The sequence below is a fragment of the Aquibium microcysteis genome, assembly GCF_014495845.1.
In the GTDB taxonomy this organism is placed as follows: domain Bacteria; phylum Pseudomonadota; class Alphaproteobacteria; order Rhizobiales; family Rhizobiaceae; genus Aquibium; species Aquibium microcysteis.
On the sequence record NZ_CP061080.1, the window covers coordinates 4,743,362 to 4,766,743 of the forward strand.

Sequence of the window (23,382 nt, forward strand, 5' to 3'; positions counted from 1 at the left end):
ACGGCCGGTTAAGGAATTGCATGCCGAAGCGGCAAGGCTGCCATCCGGCAGCGAAACATTAACCATTGGCGCGTAACCCATGGAAGGGTTTCCACAAGGACCACCGGGCCCGATGTTCGACGTGCGATACCTCCGCCCGATCTCGGGCGAAATCATGACGGATGATCGCATCCGGTCGTCCCGCCCGTCCCTCGCCGACGGGATCGATGAAATCGAGGACGCGGAGTTCGAAGTCCTTCATCTGTCGGAAGTCATTCCTTCCCGCACGGATCATTTCGTGGAGCGCGAATGGGCCGAAAGCACCCGTCGGCCCGAAGGCATGGACATACTGAAGAGCCGGATCGGGGGGGCGCCCCTTCCACGCGAGCGGGCGGGGCCGCTGTTCTGGGTCTTCGGAGTGGTGCTGGCTGCCGCCTCGTTCTGGATATCGGGAGGACATTCGTTATCGGGCACTCTGTTGGCGTTCCTGCCTGCGCCCGCCGAAAAGCCCATGCGCATCGCGAATCTCACGTCGGGCGTGGAGGAGCGGAATGGCCGGCGGCTCGTGGTCGTCGACGGCAGTGTCGAGAACACTGCTTCCTCCGCCGGAATTGCGCCGACGCTCGCCATCGAAGTTATGAGTGACGCAGGCCGTGTGACCCGCTACACACTCGGCTCTGCGGGAGCACTCGTCGAACCGGGCGAGCACTACCGGTTCTCCAGTCGCGTGAACGCTCCCATGGGCGTGGTGGCAGGGGTGTCCGTCAAGATGGCCGAGAGGAACGATTGATGCCTGTGGTGCGCGGCAAGGAGATCGAGGTTCTGTTCAGCGCGTCGACGATTGCGAGACGCAATCTCGAACTCGCGAAAGAAATCGCCTCGCGAGACTACAACGACCTGCTGGTGATCTCCATCCTGAAGGGCTCGTTCATTTTCGCAGCCGATCTGATACGCGCGATGCACGATGCCGGGGCGTCGCCGGAGGTCGAGTTCATCTTCATTTCGAGCTATGGCGCCGGCACGACGAGCGGCGAGGTCCGCGTTCTGCGCGACATCGACAACGACGTCCGAGGTCGCGACATCCTGCTGATCGACGACATCCTGGAGTCCGGCAAGACGCTGAAGTTCACCCGCGAACTCATGCTCGGCCGCGGCGCGCGCAGCGTTTCCATCGCTGTCCTGCTCGACAAGCACAGCAAGCGCCAGACGGAGCTGACCGCCGATTATGTCGGCTTCGATTGCCCGGATTACTTCGTGGTGGGCTATGGTATGGATGTCGCACATGCCTTCCGCGAACTGCCCTTCGTGGGCGTGGTGAAGGGCGACGCCTGACCCGTCCCGACGGCGAGGTGGCGGCGGATGTACAACCCCAGCGTGGAACACCACGGGATGAGCAAGATCCTGATCGTCGAGGACGACGAACCCGTTCGGACCCTGGCGGTTCGCGCGCTCCAGCGTGACGGACACGTGGTCGACACCGCCGAGGACGGTGAGGCAGGCCTCGACCGGATCCGCGGGTGCAACGGCGGCTACGATCTCGTCGTTTCCGATATCCGAATGCCGGCGATGGACGGTATCGAGATGGCGAAAGCTGCGGCCGCGCTGTTCCCTGGCCTGCGGATCATGCTGATGACGGGATATGCCGACATGCGCGAGCAGGCCGAGGAACTCAGAAGCATCATCCGTGAGGTTCTGCCGAAACCGTTCACGCTCGATCAGTTCCGCACCAAGGTTCGCCAGCACGCCGCCTGATGGCTGGCCCAATACACGCCGGGCGCGGCGCTTGCCGACGCAGTCTATTCGTCCTAGACCGTTGCGCCGTCGGGACCAGGCGGATCCGACCCCGTCAGGAGGGTGGACATGACGAAGACCGACATCGCCAAGCGGGTCCACGATCATACCTGGAAACTGGACCCGATCATCCGGAGCCTTCTCGACACCGACTTCTACAAGCTCCTGATGCTGCAGATGATCTGGGGGCTCTATCCGGACGTCGACGCGACCTTCTCGCTGATCAACCGCACGACGTCCGTTCGGCTTGCCGACGAGATCAGCGAGGGCGAACTGCGCGAGCAACTCGACCATGCGCGCACGCTCAAGATGTCGAAGAAGGAGATGATCTGGCTAGCCGGGAACACCTTCTACGGAAGCAGGCAGATCTTCCAGCCTGACTTCCTCTCCTGGCTCGCCGATTTTCAGTTGCCCGAGTACGAGCTCAGCCGCCATGACGGCCAGTACGAGCTGCGCTTTCACGGACGCTGGAAGGAGACCAGCATGTGGGAGATACCCGCTCTGGCCATCATCAACGAGCTGCGTTCGCGTTCTGCGATGAAGTCGCTCGGACCGTTCACCCTCGACGTGCTCTATGCCCGAGCCAAGGCGCGCATGTGGTCGAAGGTGGAGCGGCTGCGCAAGCTGCCTGACCTTCGCATCTCGGATTTCGGCACGCGGCGCCGCCATTCCTTTCTCTGGCAGCGATGGTGCGTGGAGGCGCTGAAGGAGGGGATCGGCAACGCCTTGACGGGGACGAGCAACGTCAAGCTCGCGATGGATACCGATCTGGAGGCCCTGGGCACGAATGCGCACGAATTGCCGATGGTTCTTGCGGCCCTGGCCCAGGATGAGGAAGCCCTCGTTGCGGCGCCCTACAAGGTGCTGCAGGACTGGAACCGGTACTACGGCGGCAATCTGCTGATCGTTCTGCCCGATACGTTCGGGACGGCGTCCTTCTTGCGCCGTGCCCCCGACTGGGTCGCCGACTGGACAGGGTTCCGCCCCGACAGCGCGCCGCCGATCGAGGGAGGGGAGAAGATCATCGACTGGTGGAAGGAACGAGGCCGCGACCCGAAGGAGAAACTTCTCATTTTTTCGGACGGGCTGGACGTCGATTCGATCGAACTCGCCTATCGTCACTTCCATGGCAGGGTCAGGATGACCTTCGGCTGGGGAACGAATCTCACCAACGATTTCGAGGGTTGCTCTCCGATCGAGCGGGATGGCCTGAAGCCGATCTCGATCGTCTGCAAGGTCAGCGAAGCCAACGGCCGTCCCGCCGTCAAGCTCTCCGACAATCCCGAAAAGGCGACGGGGGATCCTCATGAGATTGCCCGCTACATCGGCATCTTCGGCAGCCAGGACCGGATCTCTAAACCTCTGCGGGTGTAGGCCGAATGCTTCGCTCCCAGGCGGGTTTAACGGACAATTAGTCCCGCCGGGTTAACGTGAACGGAAGCTGCGGGTCGGTGCCTTTGTCGGTACGCCCGCGAAGGGGCGGGAGTGGGGTCGGACCGCGGCGGCGTCGCCGGCGGTCCCGCAAACCGCATGGAATGTGGGAGCGGGCTGGGCAAAGAGATGGTGGTTACTGCGGCTCCCGCGGCGTCGTCAGCGCCAGGCTCCAAGAACGCGTCCGACATTGCAACGAAGATCGCACTCGCCATGCGCGCCATGGGCGTGATGGGGACACCCCGCAACTATGAAATCTACTACGAGGTCTTTGCCGGATCCAATCAGGAGCTCAACGCGGAACTCGGCGCGCTGGGAAGCAGGCCCCGCCAGGAAGACCTGGATCGCTTGAGCGTCAAGTACTTCATTCAGACCAGCAATCAGCTCTTCGTCGACAACGTCCGCGAACAGATCGCCAACAAGGTCGAGGAGGTGATGATCCTGTTCGAGCGCGAGCGGATTCAGCTGGAACGTTACGGCTCCATCCTCAGCCAGAGCTCGGACGGGCTCAAGAAGCGCGAGATCGTCACCAAGGAGATCCTGCAGCGGATCTCGGGCATCATGGCGTCTGCCACCGACTCGAAGATCGAGCAGGGCAAGCAGTTCGTCACGCATATGATCGACAAGTCGGCGGAACTCGAGGAGGTGAAATCCAAGCTCGAGGAATACAAGAAGCTCGCCGATACCGACCCGATGACGCAACTCTGCAACCGGCGCGCCTTCGATCGATCGATCGCCCATCTCTACGACGACCCGAAGAAGGTCATGTACGGCGCCCTGATTCTCGCCGACATCGATCGCTTCAAGCAGATCAACGATCGCTTCGGTCACCCTGTCGGGGACAAGATCATCCAGCATGTCGCCAGCATCATCCGCGCGACGGCTTCGGCGGATATGGTCGTGGCGCGAACCGGCGGCGAGGAGTTCGCCGTCATCATACACGGCATGAAGGAAGCAGCGGTCACCGACCTGGCCGAGACGATCCGCAAGGCCGTCGAGCGTCTCGTGCCGTTCAACGGCCATGCCGGTTCGCAGGCCGGCGCCGTGACGGTTTCGATCGGCGCCTGCATGGCGTCTCTCGCCGACAGTGCCGACGATCTCTACGCGAAGGCCGACCGCGCGCTCTACATGTCCAAGGCGAACGGTCGAAACCAGTCGACGCAGTTCTCTGCGTTGCCCGACCTCAAGAGTTCAAAGAACTGGCTGCTCTACAAGGGCGAATGACGCCGAGCAGCAGCGCGGCCCCAACCCCGTGCCGGTTCCGCGCAGCTGGGAAATGACGGTTGACGTGGGCGTTGGAAGTCATTCGGCCCCCCGGGCCGGTACCGCCCGCCGCAGGCCAAGCCGCTGCACCCGCGTAGGGGCCGGACGCGTGATCAGCGGGTGGGGACGGGATGTTCGCCGCGATAGTCGTAGAAGCCGCGGCCGGTCTTGCGACCCAACCAGCCGGCTTCGACATATTTCACCAGAAGTGGGCACGGCCGATACTTCGAGTCGGACAGCCCGTCATGCAGGACCTGCATGATCGACAGGCAGGTGTCGAGCCCGATGAAATCCGCGAGCTGCAGCGGACCCATCGGGTGGTTTGCGCCGAGTTTCATGGCGGTGTCGATCGCCTCCACCGAGCCGACCCCCTCGTAGAGCGTGTAGATCGCTTCGTTGATCATCGGCAGAAGGATGCGATTGACGATGAAGGCCGGGAAATCCTCCGCCACCGTCACCGTCTTCTCGAGGCTCGTCACGAACGCCTTCGCCGTCTCGAAAGTCGTGTCCTCGGTGGCAATCCCGCGCACCAGCTCGACGAGCTTCATCAGCGGCACCGGGTTCATGAAGTGAATGCCGATGAAGCGTTCCGGCCTGTCGGTCTGGGCTGCCATACGCGTGATCGAAATCGATGACGTATTGGTGGCCAGCAGGGCTTCCGGGTTGAGCACCGGGCAGAGCTGGGCGAAGATCTTCCTCTTGATCGTCTCGTCTTCCGTCGCTGCCTCGATCACGAGATCGGCCGCGGCAAGATCCTCGATTTTCTCGGCGACGCCGATACGGCCGACCACGGCTGCGCGCTCCGCATCGGGCAGCTTTCCGGATGCCGTCTGCCGCGCGAGGTTTCCGTTGATCGTGGCAATGCCCTTCTCGATCCTGTCGCGCGAGATGTCGTGCAGAAGGACATGATAACCGGCGAGCGCGGTGACATGGGCGATGCCGCTGCCCATCTGGCCCGCTCCGATGATTCCGACCGTTCGAATTGCCATGTCAGATCCCCTGGATGACTTTGCCGATGCTGCGCCGTCGTCCAGACGCGACGAACGCCGCACTCGTGTCCCGAAGCGGCGTTCGCGATCTTATGCGCTGTCTAAGCGGCGTCAAAGGGCCTTTTCGAGTTCCGGCAGGATGGCGAAAAGGTCGCCGACGAGGCCGTAGTCGGCAACCTGGAAGATCGGCGCCTCTTCGTCCTTGTTGATGGCGACGATGATCTTCGAGTCCTTCATGCCTGCGAGATGCTGGATGGCTCCCGAGATGCCGACCGCGATGTAGAGCTCGGGGGCGACGACCTTGCCGGTCTGTCCCACCTGCCAGTCGTTGGGCGCGTAGCCGGCATCGACAGCTGCCCGGCTGGCGCCGATCGCGGCGCCCAGCTTGTCGGCCACCGGCGTGATGACCTCCTGGAACTTCTCGGCGGAGCCCAGAGCCCGCCCGCCGGAGATGATGATCCGCGCGGAGGTCAGTTCCGGACGGTCGCTCGTCGCGATGCGGTTTTCGACGAAGGACGACAGCCCGGGGTTCGCGGCCGCCTGTATGCTCTCGATCGACGCCGAACCGCCCTCCCCGGCAACCGGGAAGGTGGCGGTGCGGATCGTGACGACCTTCCTTGGATCCGTCGCCTGCACCGTCTGGATGGCATTGCCGGCATAGATCGGACGCTTGAACGTATCGGCCGAAACGACCTCGATCACGTCGGACACCTGCATCACGTCGAGCAGGGCTGCGACGCGCGGCATGACGTTCTTGCCCATCGTGGTGGCCGGCGCGAGAATGGTGTCGTAGCCGTCGGCGATGCTGACGATCAGGGCGGCCAGCGGCTCGGCGAGGCGCTCTGCCAGCTCTTCGGACTCTGCAAGCAGTACCTTGCCGACGCCCTGCAGCCGCGCCGCGCCCTCGGCGGCGCCCTTCGCGCCGTTGCCCGCGATCAGCACGTGCACGTCGGTGCCGATCTTGAGGGCCGCGGAAAGCGCCTTGGCGGTCTGGTCGGATACGGTCGCGTTGTCGTGTTCTGCGACGAGAAGAATGGCCATGGTTCTATTCCTTTCCTGACGCTGCGATCAAAGCACGCCGGCTTCGTTCTTGAGCTTCTGGACCAGCTCTTCGACCGTCTTCACCTTGACGCCCGCCTGGCGGCCGCCCGGCTCCTCGGTCTTCAGAACCTTCAGGCGCGGCTTGACCTCCACGCCGTAATCGGCCGGGCTCTTCTCGTCGAGCGGCTTCTTCTTGGCCTTCATGATGTTGGGCAGCGAGGCGTATCGCGGCTGGTTCAGCCGCAGGTCCGTCGTCACGATGGCCGGCATCGTCAGGTCGAGGACCTGCAGTCCGCCGTCGATCTCGCGCGTGATACGAGCCGTTCCGCCATTGATCTCGAGCTTGGAAGCGAAGGTGCCCTGGCTCCAGCCGAGCAGGGCCGACAGCATCTGGCCGGTCTGGTTGGCATCGTCGTCGATGGCCTGCTTGCCGAGGATGACGAGTTCGGGACCCTCGGCCTCCACGACCCCCTTGAGCAGCTTCGCCACCGTCAGCGGCTCGACGATCTCGTCGACCTTGATCAGAATGCCGCGGTCGGCCCCCATCGCCAGCGCCGTGCGGATCGTCTCCTGTGCCTGCTGCGGGCCGACCGACACCGCGATGATCTCGGTCGCCTTGCCCGCCTCCTTGAGACGGATCGCCTCTTCGACGGCGATCTCGTCGAACGGGTTCATCGACATCTTGACGTTCGCGAGCTCGACGCCCGAGCCATCCGACTTGACGCGGATCTTGACGTTGTAGTCGACCACCCGCTTCACAGGGACGAGAACTTTCATGGGCGCGGAACCTCTCCTTGGACTCGAATTGCGCGGCGTTTAACATCTGCCCGGCGGTCGCGGCTAGTCCCAGGCCGACATCATGCTTCGAAAAACGGCCGTGCGCGCCGCTGTCGGACGACCCGCGGACCCTATTTTCGATTGACGTTTACGTCAATATCGGGCGCCGGCTTGCGGCAGAAGGTAGCGCGCGTGCCGTCCTGCGCTCTATTGCCGCCCCCACCGCGGCGAACGCTTTTGCGGAGGCGACGTCTCGACCTCGCCGGTTTCGACGGCTGCCGGCATGACGATGCGGCGATCGAAGAGCGGAACCTCCGGCCGTTTCAGGATCACGATGAGGAGGGCGCCGCAGAGTATCCCGCCGACATGGGTCGCCCAGGAGATGTTGCTGTCGTCGCCGACGCTGAGCATCAGCACCTGGAAGCCGACCCAGAGGATCAGCGGGACGAAGGCCGGGATGCGCAGCGGGATGCGGCCGAACGCCAGGACCCACACCTTCACGCGCGGATGCAGGATCAGGTAGGCGGCCACGATACCGGCGATGGCGCCCGAAGCGCCCACCAGGGGGATTTCCGAACCGGGCGCAAGCATCCCGTGAAAAGCCGCTCCCGCCGCCGCACAGGCACAATAGAACAACAGGAACCGGAAATGGCCCAGCGCATCCTCGACGTTGTCGCCGAAGACCCAAAGAAACAGCATGTTTCCGGCGAGATGGAAAAAATCGCCATGCAGGAAGGCGTAGGTCACATAGGTGAAGCCTTCGGGAAGGATCACCAGGTGCGGCGGGAGTTCCGCCACATCGTGGACCACCGCCGGAACATAGCCGAGGCCGTAGACGGTCGCCTGGGAACCCGCGTCTGCCGCCATCATGATGAAGATGACGACGTTGGCCAGCAAGATGGCGAGCGTGATGTACTGGAGGCGGATATGCTTCAGGCTGTTGGCGTCGTGAAGCGGTATGAACATCGCCTCACTCCCCGCGAATCAGCGATTGGCTCCGGGCACCCATAACACGTCGTTGGAGCCCAATCCATTGACCGCTCTCGCGGCGACGAACAGGAAGTCCGACACGCGGTTGATGTACCGCATCGCTTCGGGCCCGATATCCTGGCCCCCGACGTCGCGGGCGGCAACCATCGCGCGTTCCGCGCGGCGCGCCACAGTCCTCGCGAGGTGGAGCGCCGCGGCAGCCGGCGAACCGCCCGGAAGCACGAACGACCGCAGCGGTTGAAGCCCGGCGTTGAGCCCGTCGATCTCTGCCTCCACGCGCGCCACCTGGCTGGCGACGATCCGCAGCGGCTCGTACCCCTCGATCCTCGTGTCGGGCGGAGTCGCGAGATCGGCACCAAGGTCGAAGAGATCGTTCTGGATGCGCTCCAGCATCCGGTCGATCTCCGGGTGATCGGTTGTCGTGTGAAGGCGCGCCAGCCCGATGCAGGCGTTTGCCTCGTCGACCGTCCCGAACGCCTCGATGCGCAGGTCCGACTTGGCCCGGCGCTCACCGTTCACGAGGCCGGTCGTGCCGTCATCCCCCGTGCGGGTGTATATCTTGTTCAGCTTTACCATGACGCGCCCCTTCGGCCGGATCAGCCCGGCGTTCCGCTGCGGCTGTACCACAGCGCCAGCATGATGAAGACGAGTGCCACGAACTGCAGCATCACGCGCGCCTGCATCAGCTTGTTGGAGGTGTTGCCGGATCCGCCCCGCAACATGTTGATGAGGCCGCGGATGAGGACGATCACCACGGCCACCATGACGACGACGGCGATGATGTTGAAAACGGTGGACATGGCGAGGACCCGGAGCTTTGAGACGGTGAGCAGTCCGGCAGATCTAGGGCGTCCGGCATCCGATGTCAGCACTCCCTGACGAATCCCTGCCATCGGCTGACGGTCGGAAATCGCAGCGACGACCGATGGTTCGTTCGGGACGGTGGGTTGCCAATGCCAGGACGCCACTTCACATAGTCCGTCGGGCGGTACGATCACGAGGAGGATTCATGCGAGGGACGACCGCGGCGCGGCGCATCATGGCCGATGCTCTCGGTCACTTCGACACGGATGACGGATGGTCGATGGCCAGCCACCTCGCCCTGTCGGCGCTGCTGGCCGTCTTCCCTTTTCTGATCTTCGCCACGACGCTCGCGAGTTTCCTGGGAGCGAATGCCTTCGCCGACACCGCCGTTCATCTCGTGTTCGACACCTGGCCGCAGGACATCGCGGAACCGATCGCGCGCGAGGTGACGAACGTCCTGACCGTCCAGCGGACCGACGTTCTGACTTTCGGCATCGTCGCGGCAGGAATATTCGCGTCCAACGGGATCGAGGCGCTGCGTGTCTCGCTCAACCGGGCCTACCGGGTGACGGAATCGCGCTCCTTTCTCTTCCGGCGGCTGCAGAGCCTCGCCTTCGTGCTGATTGCGACCCTCGGCTTCCTGGCGATCAGCGTCCTGCTCGTGCTGGCGCCGCTCGTGGGGCGTATCGCAGAGCGCCACTTCGAATGGATCACGCCCTACATGGGCACGATCACCCTCTGGCGTTATGCAATCGCGTCGACCGTCATCCTGGTCGGCCTTGTCTGCGTGCATTTCTGGCTGCCCGCGGGAAGAAGGTCGCTCCTCGACATCTTTCCGGGCATCGCGCTGACGGTCGTCGGCTGGATCGCCGGCTCGGCGCTGTTTGCGGCCTACCTGGAGCAGTTCTCGACCTACGTCACGACCTATGCCGGCCTTGCCTCGATCATGATCGCCGTCGTCTTCCTGTACATCGTCTCGGTGATTTTCATCCTCGGTGGCGAGTTCAACGCAGCGATCCGTCGCTATCGCGAGGCCCGGGCCCATATCGGCCGCTGAGCCGTCGCCATCCCGACACCGATCGTCGCGATCGCCATACCGAGGATCTGAACCGGCGAAAGCTCCTCCCCGAACAGGAGCCAGGCCATCACCGCCGTGCAGGCGGGCACGAGATAGAACAGGGAAGCCACCTTTGCCATCTCGCCATGGCGGATGAGGTACATCAGCAGCAGGATGGCTCCGATCGAAAGGACGAGGACGGACCACGCCATCGCCAGAAACAGTTCCGCGGTGGGCACGAAGCTGCGCGTTTCCGTCGCAGCCGAACCCAGCGCCATCAGGAAGGTTGCGCCGAGGTACTGGAAGAGCGTGACCGTCACCAGATCGACGCCGGTGATGAAACGCTTCTGCCATATCGTGCCGGCGCTCATTCCGACGACCGAAATGACGGAGGCGGTCAGCGTGGCCGCGCTGACGCCGCTTGCGATGGTGCCGAGCTTCGGTCCGAGCACGATGGCGACGCCCGCGAAGCCGACGGCCAGCCCCGTCCAGTGCCGGGGCATGATCTTCTCGCCCAGAACCAGTCCGGCCATGACGGCCGTGATCAGAGGCTGCAGCCCGATGATCAGCGCCGACAATCCGGCCGGCATGCCGTGCCGGATCGCCCAGAAGACACCGCCGAGGTAGATCCCGTGCATGAGCATTCCCGCGAAGGCCGCATGCGCCGCTTCGCGCCACCCGGCCCTGGCCGTCTTCAGCACCAGCATCAGGACGCCCAGCAACGCGAAGGCGATCGCGAAACGGACGGCGAGGAAGCTGAACGGTTCCGACCATGGCATGGCATAGCGGGCGCCGATGAAGCCCGTGGCCCAAAGAACGACGAAGACGGCGGGAGCGAATCGGGTGATGGGCATGGCTGTCCGTGGTTCCGTCCGGCAAAGGCCGGACTAAGCAAAGGGAAAGGATTGCGGAATAGTGTCCACGGCGGACTATTGTGAGTGCCAGGGGCATCTGGCCGGAATGGCGAGGCGCGATATCGTGATCTGGAACCTGAGCGTCTGGTGGCTGTTCATGGCCGTCTCGGTGGTGACGATCCTGTCCTTCATTCTGTCCATGGGACTGAACGCGATCATCGGGCGCGAAGGGGTCGGCCCGACGTCCATGACGATGATCATCACCGCCGGCTTCTTCGGATCGATCTACTTGCTCAACATCTACGGGGTCAGGCTATCGAACCTGCAGGAAGCTTCCTTTGCCGGTCTGGTGGGAGCTTTCATCGTCCTGATGACGGTGCTCGTCCTCAAGTCTGCACTCAACAGACCCTGAAGCCGTTCGGGTCAGGGTCCGGTCATCCGGACGATGTCCGCAGGCGTGTACCCCTTTTCCCGCAGGGCGCGCAAACCGGTGTCCCCACGGCTCTTCGAGAGCTTTCGACCGTCTTCGCCGAGAATCAGGTCATGGTGATGGTATGAGGGTACCGGCAGGCCGAGCAGTTCCTGCAGCAGGCGGTGGACGGCAGTGGCCGCGAAGAGGTCGCGGCCACGCACCACGTTGGTCACTCCCTGGAGCGCGTCGTCCACGACGACGCAGAGATGGTAGCTGGCCGGAACGTCCTTTCGCGCGAGGACCACGTCGCCCCAGGCGGCCGGATCTGCTGCGATCGGTCCCGTCTCGCCGCCGGGTCCCGTGCCGGTCTCGGTCCAGAACGGGCGCCGGGCGAGGCGCGCCAGCGCGGCCTCTACGTCGAGCCTCCATGAATGGCTTTCTCCACGAGACAGGCGCGCCTCCCGCTCGCCCATCGACATCAGACGATCGCGGGGCGGATAGAGCGGCACGCCGTCCGGATCACGCGGCCAGCCGGCGGGAGCGTCGTCGGTCAGCCATGCACGCACCTCGCCTCTGCTCATGAAGGCGGGATAGACGAGGCCGGCATCGATCAGGCGCCTCAGGGCTTCCGCGTAGTCGTCGAAATGCTCCGACTGCCGCCGCACGGGGCGCTCCCACTCGAGACCGAGCCATGCCAGGTCGGCGAGAATGCTGCGTTCGAAGTCCGGCGTACAGCGTTCGCCATCGATATCCTCGATGCGCAGCAGGAGCCGCCCGCCCACCTCTCCCGCCATCCTTGCATTCAGCAGGGCGGAGTAGGCGTGGCCGAGATGCAACTCGCCATTGGGACTCGGCGCGAAGCGGAAGGTGGGTGCGGTCATCGGCGCTCGGCAGATTGGATCGGTCGGGATCCGATTGCTACTGTCGAGGCGTCGAAAGGGGAAGGGCATGCGCCGGATCGAGACCGACGCCGACGTCGAAGCGGAACTGAAAGCGCTCTGCGCTGCCGATTCACGGCTGGTGGCGGTTCGCGAACGCGCGGGTCGCGTGCCATTGCGCCGCACGAAGCCGGGCTTCGCCAGTCTCGTGTCGATCGTCGTTTCGCAGCAGGTTTCCGTGGCGAGCGCCGCTGCCATTCTCGCGCGCCTGGAACGGCTGTGCACTCCCATCTCCCCGCCGGTGATCGCCGCCGCGGATGACGATCTGTTCCGGCAGGCCGGACTTTCGCGCCCCAAGCAGAAGACGCTTCGTGCCGTCGCCGCGGCCGTCCTGACGGGAAATCTCGACCTCGAGGCGCTGTGCCTCATGGACGCCGGGGAGGCGGTGAGGCGCATGACCGCCGTCCATGGTGTCGGCCCATGGACCGCCGAGATCTATCTCCTGTTTGCGGCCGGCCATCCGGATATGTTTCCGGCCCGGGACGTCGCGCTGCAGAGCGCGGTCGGTCATGCGCTCGGCCTCGATCGGCGGCCTGATGCCGCATCCCTTTCCAGGCTGGCCGAATCATGGGCACCGCACCGCGGCACTGCGGCCCGCCTCTTCTGGGCATACTACCGCTCGATGAAGGCCAGGGATGGTGCCCCGATGGTCCCGGACGGTCCAACCCCTTGAAAGGCCGTATCCGGCGCCACCGCCCAAACCGGCAGCTGAAGCCATTTGGCCGCTTCACATTCCTGACATCTGTGGCTTACAGTATCCGCGCCGTTCCGTTCTCGGACATAAGGAGTGGATCGAAGTGACGGTTTCCGTCTCGCCGGGCAGCCTCCCCGCGCTCGTCTTGAACGCGGACTATCGGCCGCTCAGTTACTATCCGCTGTCACTCTGGTCGTGGCAGGACGCCATCAAGGCAGTGTTCCTCGACAGAGTGAACATCGTGGCGGAATACGATCACGCCGTGTCGTCTCCTTCCTTCTCGATGCGGATCCCGAGCGTGGTGTGCCTGAAGGCCTATGTGAAGCCGTCGCGCAATCCCGCCTTCACGCGCTTCAACGTCTTCCTGCGCGACCGCTTTCAGTGCCAGTACTGCGGGACGCACGAGGATCTCACCTTCGACCACGTCATCCCCCGCCGCTGTGGCGGCGCGACGACCTGGGAAAACGTCGTCGCCGCCTGCTCTCCCTGCAACCTGAAGAAGGGCGGTATGCTGCCGGCGCAGGCGCGCATGTGGCCGATGCAGAAGCCGTTCCATCCGACCGTCCACGATCTTCACAACAACGGCAGACTGTTCCCGCCGAACCATCTGCATGAAAGCTGGATGGACTACCTCTACTGGGACGTGGAACTGGAACCCTGATCCCCCGGCCGTTCAGGCCTTCCCGAAGGCTGCGCGGTATCCGATGGCGGCGAGGATCAGGCTGGCGATGGCATTCCAGCCGGCGAGCGACAGCCCGAGAATCCGCAGCGCCGCTTCATCGCAGGACGGCGGTATCACCGTGTTCAAGGAGTCGAGGAGGTTGCCGCCGGCAGGCGCCCCGGCCACGACGCCGCAGTCCGTCGGTCCCGGCCACCACGCCCATTCCACGCCGGAATGGTAGATGCCCATGGCCAGCCCCCAGGTCATCAGCAGCGCGCCGAGCAGGATCAGTCCGCGTGTGACGACGCCCGGCAGGCGAAGTGCGGCCGCGAGCGCGGCGGCAATCATGACAGGTGCCCCGATGTAGTAGGGCATCCGCTGCTCCAGGCAGAGCTTGCAGGGGATGTATCCGCCGACGTGCTCGAACAGCAGCGCGGAGCCGACGACTCCTGCCATCGCGATGGCGAGGAAGGATGCGGCGAGCACCTGTCGGCGACCTGCAGGGGCGTTGAGGCGCATGGTCAGAACCTGTCAGAACACGTAGCGGAGGGCGACGAATCCGCCGACCAGCAGCACCATGAAGAGGGTGAAAAGAAGACCGAGGTTCTTTTCGATGAAAAGACGGATCGGCGCACCGAAGCGGTTCAGCAGCCACGCCACGAGGAAGAATCGAAACCCGCGCCCGATCACCGAAACGAGGACGAACGTGAAGAGGTCGAGGCCGGCGAATCCGGAGAAGAGCGTCAGCACCTTGTAGGGGAAGGGTGTTATGGCGGCAAACAGCACGCCCCACCCACCCCAGGCGTCGTACCAGTCCTTGATCTGCGCAAACGACTGTTCGGCATTGTAGAGCTTGAGGATCGGCTGCCCTATCGCGTCGAAAAGGAAGGCGCCGATCGCGTAGCCGAGCAGGGCGCCCAGGACCGAGGCGATGGTGCAGACGAGGCCATAGCGGAACCACTTCGATCGATCCGACAGCACCATCGGAATCAGCAGCACGTCCGGCGGTATGGGGAAGACGGAGCTTTCGACGAAGGATACTCCCGCCAGCGCACGTTCGGCATGGCGCGTTGCAGCAAGCGACATCGTCCAGTCGTAGAGCCTGCGAAGCATGGAGGGTTTCCGGTTGACGCGGGATGTCTAGTGCCTTTCGCCGACGGTTGGAAGCGGGGAAGCGAGTACCACTGCTCGATTCGCGCTGGCTGCAGGCCGGCCTCCGTGCTGAAGGCAACCCGGGCGGTGCAATCGGGCCCATCCGGCGGGCCGTCGCGCCAGAAAGCGTTTGACGGGCCGCCGCGCGCCCGTATAGTCCGCAGCCGTCCGGCCTGTGCCGGCCCCTCCGCGGGCCCCTGTGGTGGAATTGGTAGACGCGCTCGACTCAAAATCGAGTTCCGAAAGGAGTGCTGGTTCGAACCCGGCCAGGGGCACCAGACGGTCCTCCCCGATCAGGGGCTGGACTTGGTGAAGCGTCGGGCATTCGATCGGGTTCGATGAGAATCCGGGCCGGGGTTGCCGTGGAAGTCCGTGCCGCGCTGATAGTGCTTCTGCCATCCGGCCTTGCGCGCCTCGCTGCCCTCCACTTTCAGGTCATGGTTGAACTGCTTTCTGGCTGCGCTCCATTCTCGATGGCTTTGCTCGAGATCAGGCGCTTCGGAAAGGGGCGCCATACGCGGGACGATCTGCTCCAGCACGCCGCGGGCGACCGGGAAGATGTGACAGAAGGGTTCGCCGGCGCGGAACCGGATGGCAGTCCGGGCGCGGGTGAACTTCCAGTTCATCGTGAAGTTGAACGGCCCCCAGTCGCTTTCCACCAGCCCTGTCAACGGGGCGATCGCGTCCTTCGGACAGTTGATCGGTCCTTGCACGAACAGGTCCGTTTCAGGATCGGTCCGGAACACGAGAGGCATCTTGAACGTCAGGATGCCCTCGCCGAAATGGCTGTGGGCAGGTGGCGAAGTGCCAGGATCTTCCATGATGACCAGCCCGTCCCGATGCGGGCCGCCGTTCCAGATGGCAGAGAAGCCGACCGGGCACAGGATTTCCCATCCATAGCCGTTTGCGACGACCAGCGGGAGACAGCGATAGGGGTTGCGGCCCTGTGCGGTGTCCATCCATGCGCGTCTCGATGGGGCGGGTCTGATCTCGAAGCCGCCGCCATCACCCTCCACGTAACAGGTCAGTTCCATCGTGCGCATCTGCCGGTCGGACGCCGGAAAAGTCCGGCGCGTCGGCGCACGATAGCGGTGTCGACGAGGTTCGCAAGCTGCCGGAGTTGAACGGAAGGGACGGGCCGGGGCTGAACCAGACCAGACACCTCGCTTCCCCGGGGCTTGCCACGCGCTGCGGCATTGCGTAACAGCTTTCACGGCGCTCGCGGGAGGCGGGCATCGTTCTCACTCGCGGAGGAGGGGAGATCTTGCCTCCATGCTCGAACGCCGCGGCGACTACGATACTCTCCGCTCCGGTTTCCGCTGGTCGATTCCCAAGAGATTCAACATCGGCGTGGCCGTTTCGGATGCCTGGGCCGCACGTGATCCCGCACGCACGGCCCTGATCGAATGGCGGCCCGACGGCGCGCCGGAAACCATCAGTTTCTCCGATCTGTCGGTACGATCCTCGGCGTTCGCATCGGCCCTCGTCGCGCGCGGCATCGGCCGGGGCGACCGGATTGCACTGCTCCTCCCGCAGAGCTTCGAGACCGCCATCAGCCACGTCGCGATCTACAAGATCGGAGCGATTGCGGTACCCCTCGCGCTCCTCTTCGGTGTGGAGGCGATCGAGTACCGCCTGGCGACGGCGGGTGTGAAGGCGGTGGTGACGAATGCCGCCGGAGCATTGAAACTGGCACGGATACGCGCGCGTCTGGTCGATCTGCAAATCGTGGTCCTGATCGAGGGCGATGCTGGCGACGCCATCGGCTTCGAGCGGATGATCGCCGAGGCGAAGCCCGGCTTCCAGCCGGTCGCCACCACTCCGGACGATCCGGCAATGATGATCTTCACGTCCGGCACGACCGGGCCGCCGAAGGGCGCGCTGCATGGACACCGGGTGCTGCTCGGTCATCTGCCAGGCATGCAGATGGCTCACGAGTTCATTCCCCTGCCGGGCGACTGCTTCTGGACACCCGCCGACTGGGCATGGGCCGGCGGCCTTCTCAACGCCCTGTTGCCCTCCCTCTACTTCGGGGTGCCCGTGGTTTCGTCCCGGTCGGAGAAATTCGACCCGGCGAGCGCATGCGTCCTGATGCGCGAGACGGGCGTGCGGAATTCCTTCATTCCCCCGACGGCGTTGAGGATGATGAAATCGCAGCCGGACATCGGGCGCCTTTTCCCCGGTGGCCTGCGGACCGTAGCCTCCGCCGGCGAGGCGCTCGGCCGCGAGACCTTCGAGTGGGCGAAGTCCGAACTCGGCCTGACGGTCAACGAGATTTACGGCCAGACGGAATGCAATCTCGTGCTGGGATCCTGTGCGGCGATCGGCGTGAGCCGGGCCGGCTCCACTGGAAAGCCGGTGCCGGGCCACGACGTGGCGCTGATCGATGCCGAGGGCCGGCCGGTTCCCCCGGGCGAACCCGGGCAGATCGCGGTCCGCCGCCCCGATCCGGTGATGTTCCTGGAGTATTGGAACAGCCCCGAGGCGACGGCGCAGAAGTTCGTCGGTGACTGGATGACGACCGGTGACCAGGGGATCGCCGATCGCGACGGCTACATCCACTTCTTCGGGCGAGACGACGACGTCATCACGTCGGCAGGCTATCGCATCGGCCCGGGCGAGATCGAGGATTGCCTGACGGGCCATGGTTCCGTCGCGCTGGCTGCCGTTGTCGGCAAGCCGGATGCCCTGCGCACGGAGATCGTCAAGGCATACGTCGTTCTGAAGGACGGTATTCCCCGTTCGGAAGGCCTGCGTGACGAAATCCGCGACTGGGTTCGCGAGCGCCTTTCGGCACACGAATATCCGCGTGAGGTGGAGTTCGTCGACTCGATGCCCTTGACGACGACGGGGAAGGTCATCCGCCGCATTTTTCGCGACCGCGCCCGACGCGAGGCCGAGGAGCGTCCGGACCGGGACGTCTGACCTGCCTCAGCGGCGCTTCAGGAGTCCGCGCAGCCGCGTCCGAACGATGCGGGCGAGGTTGCGCGTCTCGCGGTAGAGATGAATCTGTCCCGCCGCCTGCCGGGCGAGCTTGTCGGCACCCGGCGTAAGGCCGATCACGAGCGTCCCCGTCTCCCGACGCTCCCGCCACAGCCGGCTCATGACGGGGTGGTCCGGAACCGCACAGGAATCGGTGGCCGCGATGTTGGGATCGTCGAGATGCTGGTGGGTGATCTCGATGACGAGGAGCGTGCCCGGCGAGTAGGCGGCATAGGCCTCGTCGTAAGCGGTCTTCCACGTGTAGGCGATGCCCTGCTCGACGAAGACGACGAGGCTCGCGATGGTCCTGCCGTCCAGCGTGAGCGAATGAATGCGGCACAGGTCGCGCTGCGCCAGCCGGTGGATCGCCTCTCGCGCGAAGGGCGCGCGGAACCGGTCCGCCGCCAGCGCCGAGCGCTCGCGCCCTTTCCATCCCGAGGCTTCGAGCGTGAGGAACTCTTCGAGGGCGAGCCGCACCTCCTCGGGCTGGCGCGCAACGACGTGCTCGACCACTCCATGTTCGCCGAGACGCCTCTTCAGGCGTCGGAACTCGCGCACGTGGTGAGCCCGAAGCGTCTCCTTGAGATACGCCTGCCCGTCGAGGTCGCTTTCGAGGAAGGGGCGGCTGACGCGATCGGTCTCGATCACGGAGAGGTTTCGACCAAGTGCGGCCGTGCGGATCACGCGGGCGGCGGCACCCTCGAGGCGCATGTCCGGCAGCACGAGGACACCGGGCAGTTTCAGATGCGGTCTGGCGATCATCGAAAGGAAATCGTCGATCACCCCCACCGGGTCGTCGCGGTCGATCAGAGGAGTCCCCACCGGCCCGAAGGGACTGGACCAGGTGCGCATGATCGGCACGCCGATCGGCACCGACGGGCGTTCCACGGAGAAGGGGACGAGCATCCGAAGGCGGTTCCTCTCCTCGTCCCCGTCGCGAATCACCGCCAGTCGCACCTCGCGATCTTCCAGTCGGGGCATCGCCGGCGCGAGGAAGCGGGGATTGAAGAAGACGTTGGGTTCCACCGTGCGAAGACACAGGAAATCGAGTTCGTCCACGAGGTCGAAGCCAGCCGACGCAGCGTAGAGCGCGAGCCGTCGATCCTTGCCGTTCGAAAGCACCATCTGCGCGTTTTCGGGATCGAGGGACTGGCCTGTGAGGCCGGCCAGGCTGGCGATCATCGCGCCCGCCGGGCTGCCGCTCATCTCTTCGAGGATCGGAACTGCCGCCATGATCAGGGTTCCCTGGACAGGTTCGAAGGCAGGAAGACCATCATCACGATCCCCAGCCGCCGCCATACGGTGAAGGAGAGGGCGAAGGCCTCGAAGCTCATCGCGACTGCCGTCGCCAGTGCAGCGCCCCAGAGCCCGTAGAGCGGGATGAGCAGAACGTTGAGGGCGATGTTGATCGAAAGCGTCAGGGCGTAGACGCCCGCGCAGATGTTCTGGTTGCCGCTCATGGTGAGCAGGCTTTCGGCCGGTCCGACGGCAGCGCGTGCGACCACGCCCAGGACCAGCACGAACAGAAGAGGATATCCCTGGTCGAAATGTGGACCGAACAGGGCCAGCATCGGCTGCCCCACCACCAGGACGATGACTGCCATTGCCAGTGAAGGCCAGAAGGTCCAGCCGACGGTGGCTTGCGCGAATCGTCGGAAGGCTTGGCGGTCGCCGCCATGCCAGATCGAGGCATAGCGTTGCGCGACGCCGGTCTTCACCGCGAAGTAGACGAAATGAACCAGCGCCAGAACCTTGACCGTGGCGAAATAGAGCGCGACGTCGTCCGGCGGCAGATAGCGGCCCACCATCAGGACGTCGGCGTTGGTCAGCAGGTAGAAGAAGCTCTCCACCAGGAAGATCGGCATCGACACCAGCATCCATGTGCGGAAGAGGATCTGCCGAGGACCGTCGCCTGCAAGGCGGTCGGCGCTGCCCGAGACGGTGACGAGCTGCCAGATGGTCGTGGCGTACGTGGCCAGGATCGCGCAGATCATCGCGGTCTGCGCCGTGGGTGCATGTCCGGCAGCCAGGGCGCCCGCCATGCAGAGCAGGATGAGCACGGGGCGCACGAGATAGGTAGGCGAAAGCGCCGAAAACGCCCAGGCATGAGCCCTCGATATGCCCTGCAGCAGATCCGAGAGCGCGATCATCGGCAGGCATATGATGCCGAGATAGAACGGAACCACATAGTAGCTTTCCACCGCGTCTTCGAACCACCACAGCCCCGCGAAGCCGATGGCGGCGATGAGTGTCGAAGACGCTATGGCGAAGACACGGCTCGTCAGAAGGAGGCCGCGCAATTCGGCCGTGCGGGCATTCTCGCGATACTCCGAAACGAAGCGGATCACCGAGGTATGGAAACCGAGGCAGGACAGGTTGCCCGCGATCACCATCGTCACCCAGACGAGCACGAAGATGCCGTATTCGAAGGGGCCCATCCAGCGCGCCAGCAGGACCTGGCTGACGAAGGCGATGATGGCGTTGACGATGCGGATGGCGAAGGCGATCAGCGACACCCGTCCGGCTTCGCTCGCCTCGTCGCGACCGTCGAGCAGCGCATCGGCACGCCTGAGGAGCGGCCGCGCTGCCGCCGCCAGGCGACCGGGCAGCACCCTGTCCGCAGTCGTTGCGGCTGAAAAACGCACCGTACCCATACCCCGAACGCGTCAATGCGACGGTCCGAGGCGTATCACTGACAGCTTAAGAAACGGTTCGGTGGACGTATCGGCCGCGACAAGCGAAGCCGGTGCAGCGGCTCCTTGCCATGGAACAGGGAGGGGGCGAAGCCGCGATCGGTGCGGCCCGCGCTTCCGCGGTCGTCAGACGAACGCGCCGTGGCAGTGCTTGTACTTCTTGCCCGACCCGCATGGACAGGCTTCGTTGCGCCCGATCTTCCCCCAGGTCGACGGATCTTCGGGATCGCGCTGTTCCGGCGGGACCACGCTCTGCTCGTATGTCGCGACCATCACCTCGTCGTCAGCGAACTCGTCTTCTCCCGTCGTCGCGTCCAGATGGTGCCCGACGGCACGCGGCGCTGCGGGCGGCGGTGCCTCGGCGGCTTCGCGCACGAGTTCGACACGCATCAGCTGGGACGTCACGGCCTGACGCAGATTGCCCAGCATCGCCTGGAAGAGCTCGAAGGCTTCCGACTTGTACTCGTTGAGCGGGTCGCGCTGCGCATAGCCTCGGAAGCCGACGACCGAGCGAAGGTGATCGAGGTTGACGAGATGCTCGCGCCAGAGATGGTCGAGGGTCTGCAGGAGGATCGACTTCTCCACATAGGTCATGATCTCGGGACCGAACCGCTCAGCTCGATCTTTCGCCATGGCGTCGGCGGCCTGTTTCAGACGATCGGTGATCTGCTCCTCGTCGATGCCCTCTTCCCGGGCCCAGGCCTCGACGGGCAGATCGAGATTCAGATAGGTCCGCACGCCTTCCTGAAGGCCCTTGGTGTCCCACTGCTCGGCATAGGCGTTCTCGGGAATGTGCTTCGAGACGAGTTCCTCGACGACGTCTTCACGCATTTCGGCGACGGTCTCGGAAAGGTTCTCGCCGTCCATCAGCTCCTTGCGCTGCTCGAAGACCACCTTGCGCTGGTCGTTCATGACGTCGTCGTACTTGAGCAGGTTCTTGCGAATGTCGAAGTTCCTCGCCTCGACCTTCTTCTGAGCCTTCTCCAGCGCCTTGTTGATCCAGGGATGGATGATGGCTTCGTCCTCCTTGAGGCCGAGCTTCTGCAGCATGCCGTCCATCCGCTCCGATCCGAAGATCCGCATCAGGTCGTCCTGCAGCGACAGGAAGAACTTCGACCGGCCGGGATCGCCCTGGCGGCCGGAACGCCCGCGCAGCTGATTGTCGATGCGGCGCGATTCGTGGCGCTCGGTGGCCAGCACGTAGAGCCCGCCGGCCGACAGCGCCTCCTGCTTCAGGCGTTGCACGTCCTCGCGGATGGCCTTCTCACGCGCGTCGCGGTCCGGCCCCTCCGGGACACCTTCGAGTTCCTGCGCGATGCGCATGTCGGCATTGCCGCCGAGCTGGATGTCGGTGCCGCGACCGGCCATGTTGGTGGCGATCGTGATGGCTCCAGGCTTGCCGGCCTGCGCGACGATCTGCGCCTCCCGCTCGTGGTGGCGGGCATTGAGGATCTCGAAATTGGTGATACCGTCGCGGCGCAGCCTTTCGGCCAGGAATTCCGACTTCTCGATGGACGTCGTTCCGACCAGGATCGGCTGACGCTTGGCAGCCGCTTCCTTGATCTCGCGGACGATCGCCTTGTACTTCTCCTCGACCGTCCGGTACACCTCGTCGTCCTCGTCGATGCGGGCGACGGGAACGTTGGTTGGGATCTCGGAAACGCCGAGGCCGTATATGTTGCCGAATTCCTCGGCCTCCGTCGAGGCCGTTCCGGTCATGCCGGCCAGCTTCCCGTACATGCGGAAATAGTTCTGGAAGGTGATTGAGGCGAGAGTCTGGTTCTCGGGCTGGACCCGCACGTGCTCTTTTGCCTCGAGCGCCTGGTGAAGGCCCTCGGAATAGCGCCGGCCGGGCATCATGCGGCCGGTGAACTCGTCGATGATCACGATCTCGTCGTTGCGGACGATGTAGTCCTTGTCGCGCTGGAACAGCCGGTGCGCCTTGAGGGCATTGTTGACATGGTGGACGATCGCCACGTTCTCGACGTCGTAGAGCGAGGCACCCTTCAAGAGGCCGGCCTGCCGCAGGAGGTTCTCCAGCTTTTCGGTGCCCTCCTCGGTGAAGGTCGCCGTACGCTGCTTCTCGTCGATCTCGAAATCCGAGGCGACGAGCTGGGGAATGAACGTGTCGATCTGGTTGTAGAGTTCCGACCGGTCGTCGAGCGGGCCAGATATGATCAGCGGCGTGCGCGCCTCGTCGATCAGGATGGAATCCACTTCGTCGACGATGGCGTAGTTGTGGCCGCGCTGGACCATCTGCGACCGCTCGTACTTCATGTTGTCGCGCAGATAGTCGAAGCCGAGCTCGTTGTTGGTTCCGTAGGTGACATCGCAGGCATAGGCGGCCTTGCGCTGCTCGTCGCTGATGCCGTGAACGATCACGCCGGTCGTCAGCCCCAGAAAGCCGTAGACGCGCCCCATCCACTCGGAGTCGCGGCGTGCCAGATAGTCGTTCACCGTGACGACATGCACACCCTTGCCGCTGAGCGCGTTCAGGTAGACCGGAAGCGTCGCGACCAGGGTCTTGCCCTCGCCGGTGCGCATTTCGGAGATGCCGCCATCGTGCAGGACCATGCCGCCGATCAGCTGCACGTCGAATGGCCGAAGGCCGATTGCCCGGCGCGCGGCCTCGCGGGCAACGGCGAAAGCCGGGACCAGCAGATCGTCGAGGTCGCGTCCATTCGCGATCTCGGCCCGAAACTCGTCGGTCTTGCCACGCAGCGCTTCGTCGGAGAGCGCCTTCATTTCGCCTTCCAGCGCATTGATCGCGGCGACCCGCGGTCGCAGCGACTTGATGCGTCTGTCATTGGCCGAACCGAAGATCTTGCGGGCGAGGCCACCGAGACTGACCATTCAATGGTCCTTTCAAAAGAA

24 protein-coding genes and 1 tRNA gene are annotated in these 23,382 nt (G+C 64.4%); 11 read left to right on the forward strand and 14 right to left on the reverse strand.

What is annotated here, in order from left to right:
* Positions 1-112: 112 nt before the first annotated feature.
* The 5 genes from IAI54_RS22350 (at position 113) to IAI54_RS22370 (ending at position 4,425) form a co-directional block, all read left to right on the forward strand.
* A complete protein-coding gene (locus IAI54_RS22350) occupies positions 113-769 on the forward strand; it encodes a hypothetical protein (protein ID WP_187969274.1) in 657 nt (218 codons plus the stop codon).
* The gene (gene hpt, locus IAI54_RS22355; RefSeq protein WP_187969275.1) at positions 769-1,311 is read left to right on the forward strand and encodes a hypoxanthine phosphoribosyltransferase; all 543 of its coding nucleotides are present in this window, start codon (positions 769-771) and stop codon (positions 1,309-1,311) included. The genes IAI54_RS22350 and hpt overlap by 1 nt, the downstream gene beginning before the upstream one ends.
* A 57-nt stretch (positions 1,312-1,368) precedes the next feature.
* On the forward strand, positions 1,369-1,731 hold the full coding sequence (locus IAI54_RS22360; RefSeq protein WP_187969276.1) for a response regulator: 363 nt from the start codon (positions 1,369-1,371) through the stop codon (positions 1,729-1,731).
* Between the two features lie 108 nt (positions 1,732-1,839).
* Complete coding sequence (gene pncB, locus IAI54_RS22365; RefSeq protein WP_187969277.1) at positions 1,840-3,144, forward strand: nicotinate phosphoribosyltransferase; 1,305 nt, start codon at positions 1,840-1,842, stop codon at positions 3,142-3,144.
* A gap of 270 nt (positions 3,145-3,414) precedes the next feature.
* Entirely contained in the window at positions 3,415-4,425 is a 1,011-nt protein-coding gene (locus tag IAI54_RS22370) for a GGDEF domain-containing protein (protein ID WP_235679142.1), read from the forward strand.
* Positions 4,426-4,577: 152 nt separating this feature from the next.
* On the opposite strand, the gene IAI54_RS22375 is transcribed toward IAI54_RS22370, so the two are convergent.
* The 6 genes from IAI54_RS22375 to IAI54_RS22400 all read right to left on the reverse strand — a co-directional run bounded on the left by IAI54_RS22375 (position 4,578) and on the right by IAI54_RS22400 (position 9,061).
* Positions 4,578-5,453, reverse strand: coding sequence for a 3-hydroxybutyryl-CoA dehydrogenase (locus IAI54_RS22375; RefSeq protein ID WP_187969279.1), 876 nt, complete (start codon positions 5,451-5,453; stop codon positions 4,578-4,580).
* 111 nt (positions 5,454-5,564) lie between these two features.
* Positions 5,565-6,494: an electron transfer flavoprotein subunit alpha/FixB family protein gene (locus IAI54_RS22380; protein WP_187969280.1), complete on the reverse strand. Its 930-nt coding sequence runs from the start codon at positions 6,492-6,494 to the stop codon at positions 5,565-5,567.
* Between the two features lie 27 nt (positions 6,495-6,521).
* Complete coding sequence (locus IAI54_RS22385; RefSeq protein ID WP_187969281.1) at positions 6,522-7,271, reverse strand: electron transfer flavoprotein subunit beta/FixA family protein; 750 nt, start codon at positions 7,269-7,271, stop codon at positions 6,522-6,524.
* Between the two features lie 207 nt (positions 7,272-7,478).
* Positions 7,479-8,237, reverse strand: coding sequence for a rhomboid family intramembrane serine protease (locus tag IAI54_RS22390; protein ID WP_187969282.1), 759 nt, complete (start codon positions 8,235-8,237; stop codon positions 7,479-7,481).
* Positions 8,238-8,255: 18 nt separating this feature from the next.
* Complete coding sequence (locus tag IAI54_RS22395) at positions 8,256-8,837, reverse strand: cob(I)yrinic acid a,c-diamide adenosyltransferase (protein ID WP_187969283.1); 582 nt, start codon at positions 8,835-8,837, stop codon at positions 8,256-8,258.
* 20 nt (positions 8,838-8,857) lie between these two features.
* Positions 8,858-9,061, reverse strand: coding sequence for a twin transmembrane helix small protein (locus tag IAI54_RS22400; RefSeq protein WP_187969284.1), 204 nt, complete (start codon positions 9,059-9,061; stop codon positions 8,858-8,860).
* Positions 9,062-9,270: 209 nt separating this feature from the next.
* Between IAI54_RS22400 and IAI54_RS22405 the strand changes: the two genes are divergently transcribed.
* On the forward strand, positions 9,271-10,122 hold the full coding sequence (locus IAI54_RS22405; protein WP_187969285.1) for a YihY/virulence factor BrkB family protein: 852 nt from the start codon (positions 9,271-9,273) through the stop codon (positions 10,120-10,122).
* Here IAI54_RS22405 and IAI54_RS22410 read toward each other — a convergent pair.
* Positions 10,089-10,976, reverse strand: a complete 888-nt coding sequence (locus IAI54_RS22410; protein WP_187969286.1) for a DMT family transporter — start codon at positions 10,974-10,976, stop codon at positions 10,089-10,091. The genes IAI54_RS22405 and IAI54_RS22410 overlap by 34 nt on opposite strands.
* A 106-nt stretch (positions 10,977-11,082) precedes the next feature.
* On the opposite strand from IAI54_RS22410, the gene IAI54_RS22415 reads away from it, so the two are divergent.
* The gene (locus IAI54_RS22415; protein ID WP_187969287.1) at positions 11,083-11,388 is read left to right on the forward strand and encodes a hypothetical protein; all 306 of its coding nucleotides are present in this window, start codon (positions 11,083-11,085) and stop codon (positions 11,386-11,388) included.
* A gap of 11 nt (positions 11,389-11,399) precedes the next feature.
* Here the strand turns inward: IAI54_RS22415 and gluQRS are convergent, their stop codons facing one another.
* Positions 11,400-12,269 carry a tRNA glutamyl-Q(34) synthetase GluQRS gene (gluQRS, locus tag IAI54_RS22420; protein ID WP_187969288.1) on the reverse strand — a complete coding sequence of 290 codons (870 nt, stop codon included), beginning with the start codon at positions 12,267-12,269 and terminating at the stop codon, positions 11,400-11,402.
* A gap of 67 nt (positions 12,270-12,336) precedes the next feature.
* Here gluQRS and IAI54_RS22425 point away from each other — a divergent pair, with 67 nt between their 5' ends.
* Both IAI54_RS22425 and IAI54_RS22430 read left to right on the forward strand, forming a co-directional pair.
* The gene (locus IAI54_RS22425) at positions 12,337-12,999 is read left to right on the forward strand and encodes a DNA-3-methyladenine glycosylase family protein (RefSeq protein ID WP_187973307.1); all 663 of its coding nucleotides are present in this window, start codon (positions 12,337-12,339) and stop codon (positions 12,997-12,999) included.
* A 124-nt stretch (positions 13,000-13,123) separates the two neighbouring features.
* Entirely contained in the window at positions 13,124-13,681 is a 558-nt protein-coding gene (locus IAI54_RS22430) for an HNH endonuclease (RefSeq protein WP_187969289.1), read from the forward strand.
* A gap of 12 nt (positions 13,682-13,693) precedes the next feature.
* On the opposite strand, the gene IAI54_RS22435 is transcribed toward IAI54_RS22430, so the two are convergent.
* Positions 13,694-14,206: a disulfide bond formation protein B gene (locus tag IAI54_RS22435; RefSeq protein WP_420838316.1), complete on the reverse strand. Its 513-nt coding sequence runs from the start codon at positions 14,204-14,206 to the stop codon at positions 13,694-13,696.
* Between the two features lie 6 nt (positions 14,207-14,212).
* Complete coding sequence (locus IAI54_RS22440; protein ID WP_187969291.1) at positions 14,213-14,794, reverse strand: YqaA family protein; 582 nt, start codon at positions 14,792-14,794, stop codon at positions 14,213-14,215.
* 232 nt (positions 14,795-15,026) lie between these two features.
* Here IAI54_RS22440 and IAI54_RS22445 point away from each other — a divergent pair.
* Positions 15,027-15,111, forward strand: a tRNA-Leu gene (locus IAI54_RS22445).
* A gap of 15 nt (positions 15,112-15,126) precedes the next feature.
* Here IAI54_RS22445 and IAI54_RS22450 read toward each other — a convergent pair.
* Positions 15,127-15,867, reverse strand: coding sequence for a DUF6065 family protein (locus IAI54_RS22450; protein WP_235679143.1), 741 nt, complete (start codon positions 15,865-15,867; stop codon positions 15,127-15,129).
* A 238-nt stretch (positions 15,868-16,105) separates the two neighbouring features.
* Between IAI54_RS22450 and IAI54_RS22455 the strand changes: the two genes are divergently transcribed.
* The gene (locus IAI54_RS22455; RefSeq protein WP_187969293.1) at positions 16,106-17,758 is read left to right on the forward strand and encodes an AMP-binding protein; all 1,653 of its coding nucleotides are present in this window, start codon (positions 16,106-16,108) and stop codon (positions 17,756-17,758) included.
* A gap of 6 nt (positions 17,759-17,764) precedes the next feature.
* Here the strand turns inward: IAI54_RS22455 and IAI54_RS22460 are convergent, their stop codons facing one another.
* From IAI54_RS22460 to secA, 3 genes are all read right to left on the reverse strand, one after another.
* A complete protein-coding gene (locus tag IAI54_RS22460; protein ID WP_187969294.1) occupies positions 17,765-19,048 on the reverse strand; it encodes a GNAT family N-acetyltransferase in 1,284 nt (427 codons plus the stop codon).
* Between the two features lie 2 nt (positions 19,049-19,050).
* Positions 19,051-20,460: a lipopolysaccharide biosynthesis protein gene (locus IAI54_RS22465; protein ID WP_187969295.1), complete on the reverse strand. Its 1,410-nt coding sequence runs from the start codon at positions 20,458-20,460 to the stop codon at positions 19,051-19,053.
* A gap of 174 nt (positions 20,461-20,634) precedes the next feature.
* Positions 20,635-23,361 carry a preprotein translocase subunit SecA gene (gene secA, locus IAI54_RS22470; RefSeq protein ID WP_187969296.1) on the reverse strand — a complete coding sequence of 909 codons (2,727 nt, stop codon included), beginning with the start codon at positions 23,359-23,361 and terminating at the stop codon, positions 20,635-20,637.
* Between the last annotated feature and the right edge of the window lie 21 nt (positions 23,362-23,382).

Coding starts and splice junctions, on each gene's coding strand:
- secA (WP_187969296.1), bottom strand. CDS start 23,361: ATGGTCAGTCTCGGTGGCCTCGCCCGCAAGATCTTCGGTTCGGCCAAT.
- IAI54_RS22455 (WP_187969293.1), top strand. CDS start 16,106: ATGCTCGAACGCCGCGGCGACTACGATACTCTCCGCTCCGGTTTCCGC.
- IAI54_RS22450 (WP_235679143.1), bottom strand. CDS start 15,867: ATGGAACTGACCTGTTACGTGGAGGGTGATGGCGGCGGCTTCGAGATC.
- IAI54_RS22375 (WP_187969279.1), bottom strand. CDS start 5,453: ATGGCAATTCGAACGGTCGGAATCATCGGAGCGGGCCAGATGGGCAGC.
- IAI54_RS22440 (WP_187969291.1), bottom strand. CDS start 14,794: ATGCTTCGCAGGCTCTACGACTGGACGATGTCGCTTGCTGCAACGCGC.
- IAI54_RS22395 (WP_187969283.1), bottom strand. CDS start 8,837: ATGGTAAAGCTGAACAAGATATACACCCGCACGGGGGATGACGGCACG.
- IAI54_RS22360 (WP_187969276.1), top strand. CDS start 1,369: ATGAGCAAGATCCTGATCGTCGAGGACGACGAACCCGTTCGGACCCTG.
- gluQRS (WP_187969288.1), bottom strand. CDS start 12,269: ATGACCGCACCCACCTTCCGCTTCGCGCCGAGTCCCAATGGCGAGTTG.
- IAI54_RS22350 (WP_187969274.1), top strand. CDS start 113: ATGTTCGACGTGCGATACCTCCGCCCGATCTCGGGCGAAATCATGACG.
- pncB (WP_187969277.1), top strand. CDS start 1,840: ATGACGAAGACCGACATCGCCAAGCGGGTCCACGATCATACCTGGAAA.
- hpt (WP_187969275.1), top strand. CDS start 769: ATGCCTGTGGTGCGCGGCAAGGAGATCGAGGTTCTGTTCAGCGCGTCG.
- IAI54_RS22460 (WP_187969294.1), bottom strand. CDS start 19,048: ATGGCGGCAGTTCCGATCCTCGAAGAGATGAGCGGCAGCCCGGCGGGC.
- IAI54_RS22405 (WP_187969285.1), top strand. CDS start 9,271: ATGCGAGGGACGACCGCGGCGCGGCGCATCATGGCCGATGCTCTCGGT.
- IAI54_RS22390 (WP_187969282.1), bottom strand. CDS start 8,237: ATGTTCATACCGCTTCACGACGCCAACAGCCTGAAGCATATCCGCCTC.
- IAI54_RS22415 (WP_187969287.1), top strand. CDS start 11,083: ATGGCGAGGCGCGATATCGTGATCTGGAACCTGAGCGTCTGGTGGCTG.
- IAI54_RS22425 (WP_187973307.1), top strand. CDS start 12,337: ATGCGCCGGATCGAGACCGACGCCGACGTCGAAGCGGAACTGAAAGCG.
- IAI54_RS22410 (WP_187969286.1), bottom strand. CDS start 10,976: ATGCCCATCACCCGATTCGCTCCCGCCGTCTTCGTCGTTCTTTGGGCC.
- IAI54_RS22380 (WP_187969280.1), bottom strand. CDS start 6,494: ATGGCCATTCTTCTCGTCGCAGAACACGACAACGCGACCGTATCCGAC.
- IAI54_RS22400 (WP_187969284.1), bottom strand. CDS start 9,061: ATGTCCACCGTTTTCAACATCATCGCCGTCGTCGTCATGGTGGCCGTG.
- IAI54_RS22385 (WP_187969281.1), bottom strand. CDS start 7,271: ATGAAAGTTCTCGTCCCTGTGAAGCGGGTGGTCGACTACAACGTCAAG.
- IAI54_RS22370 (WP_235679142.1), top strand. CDS start 3,415: ATGCGCGCCATGGGCGTGATGGGGACACCCCGCAACTATGAAATCTAC.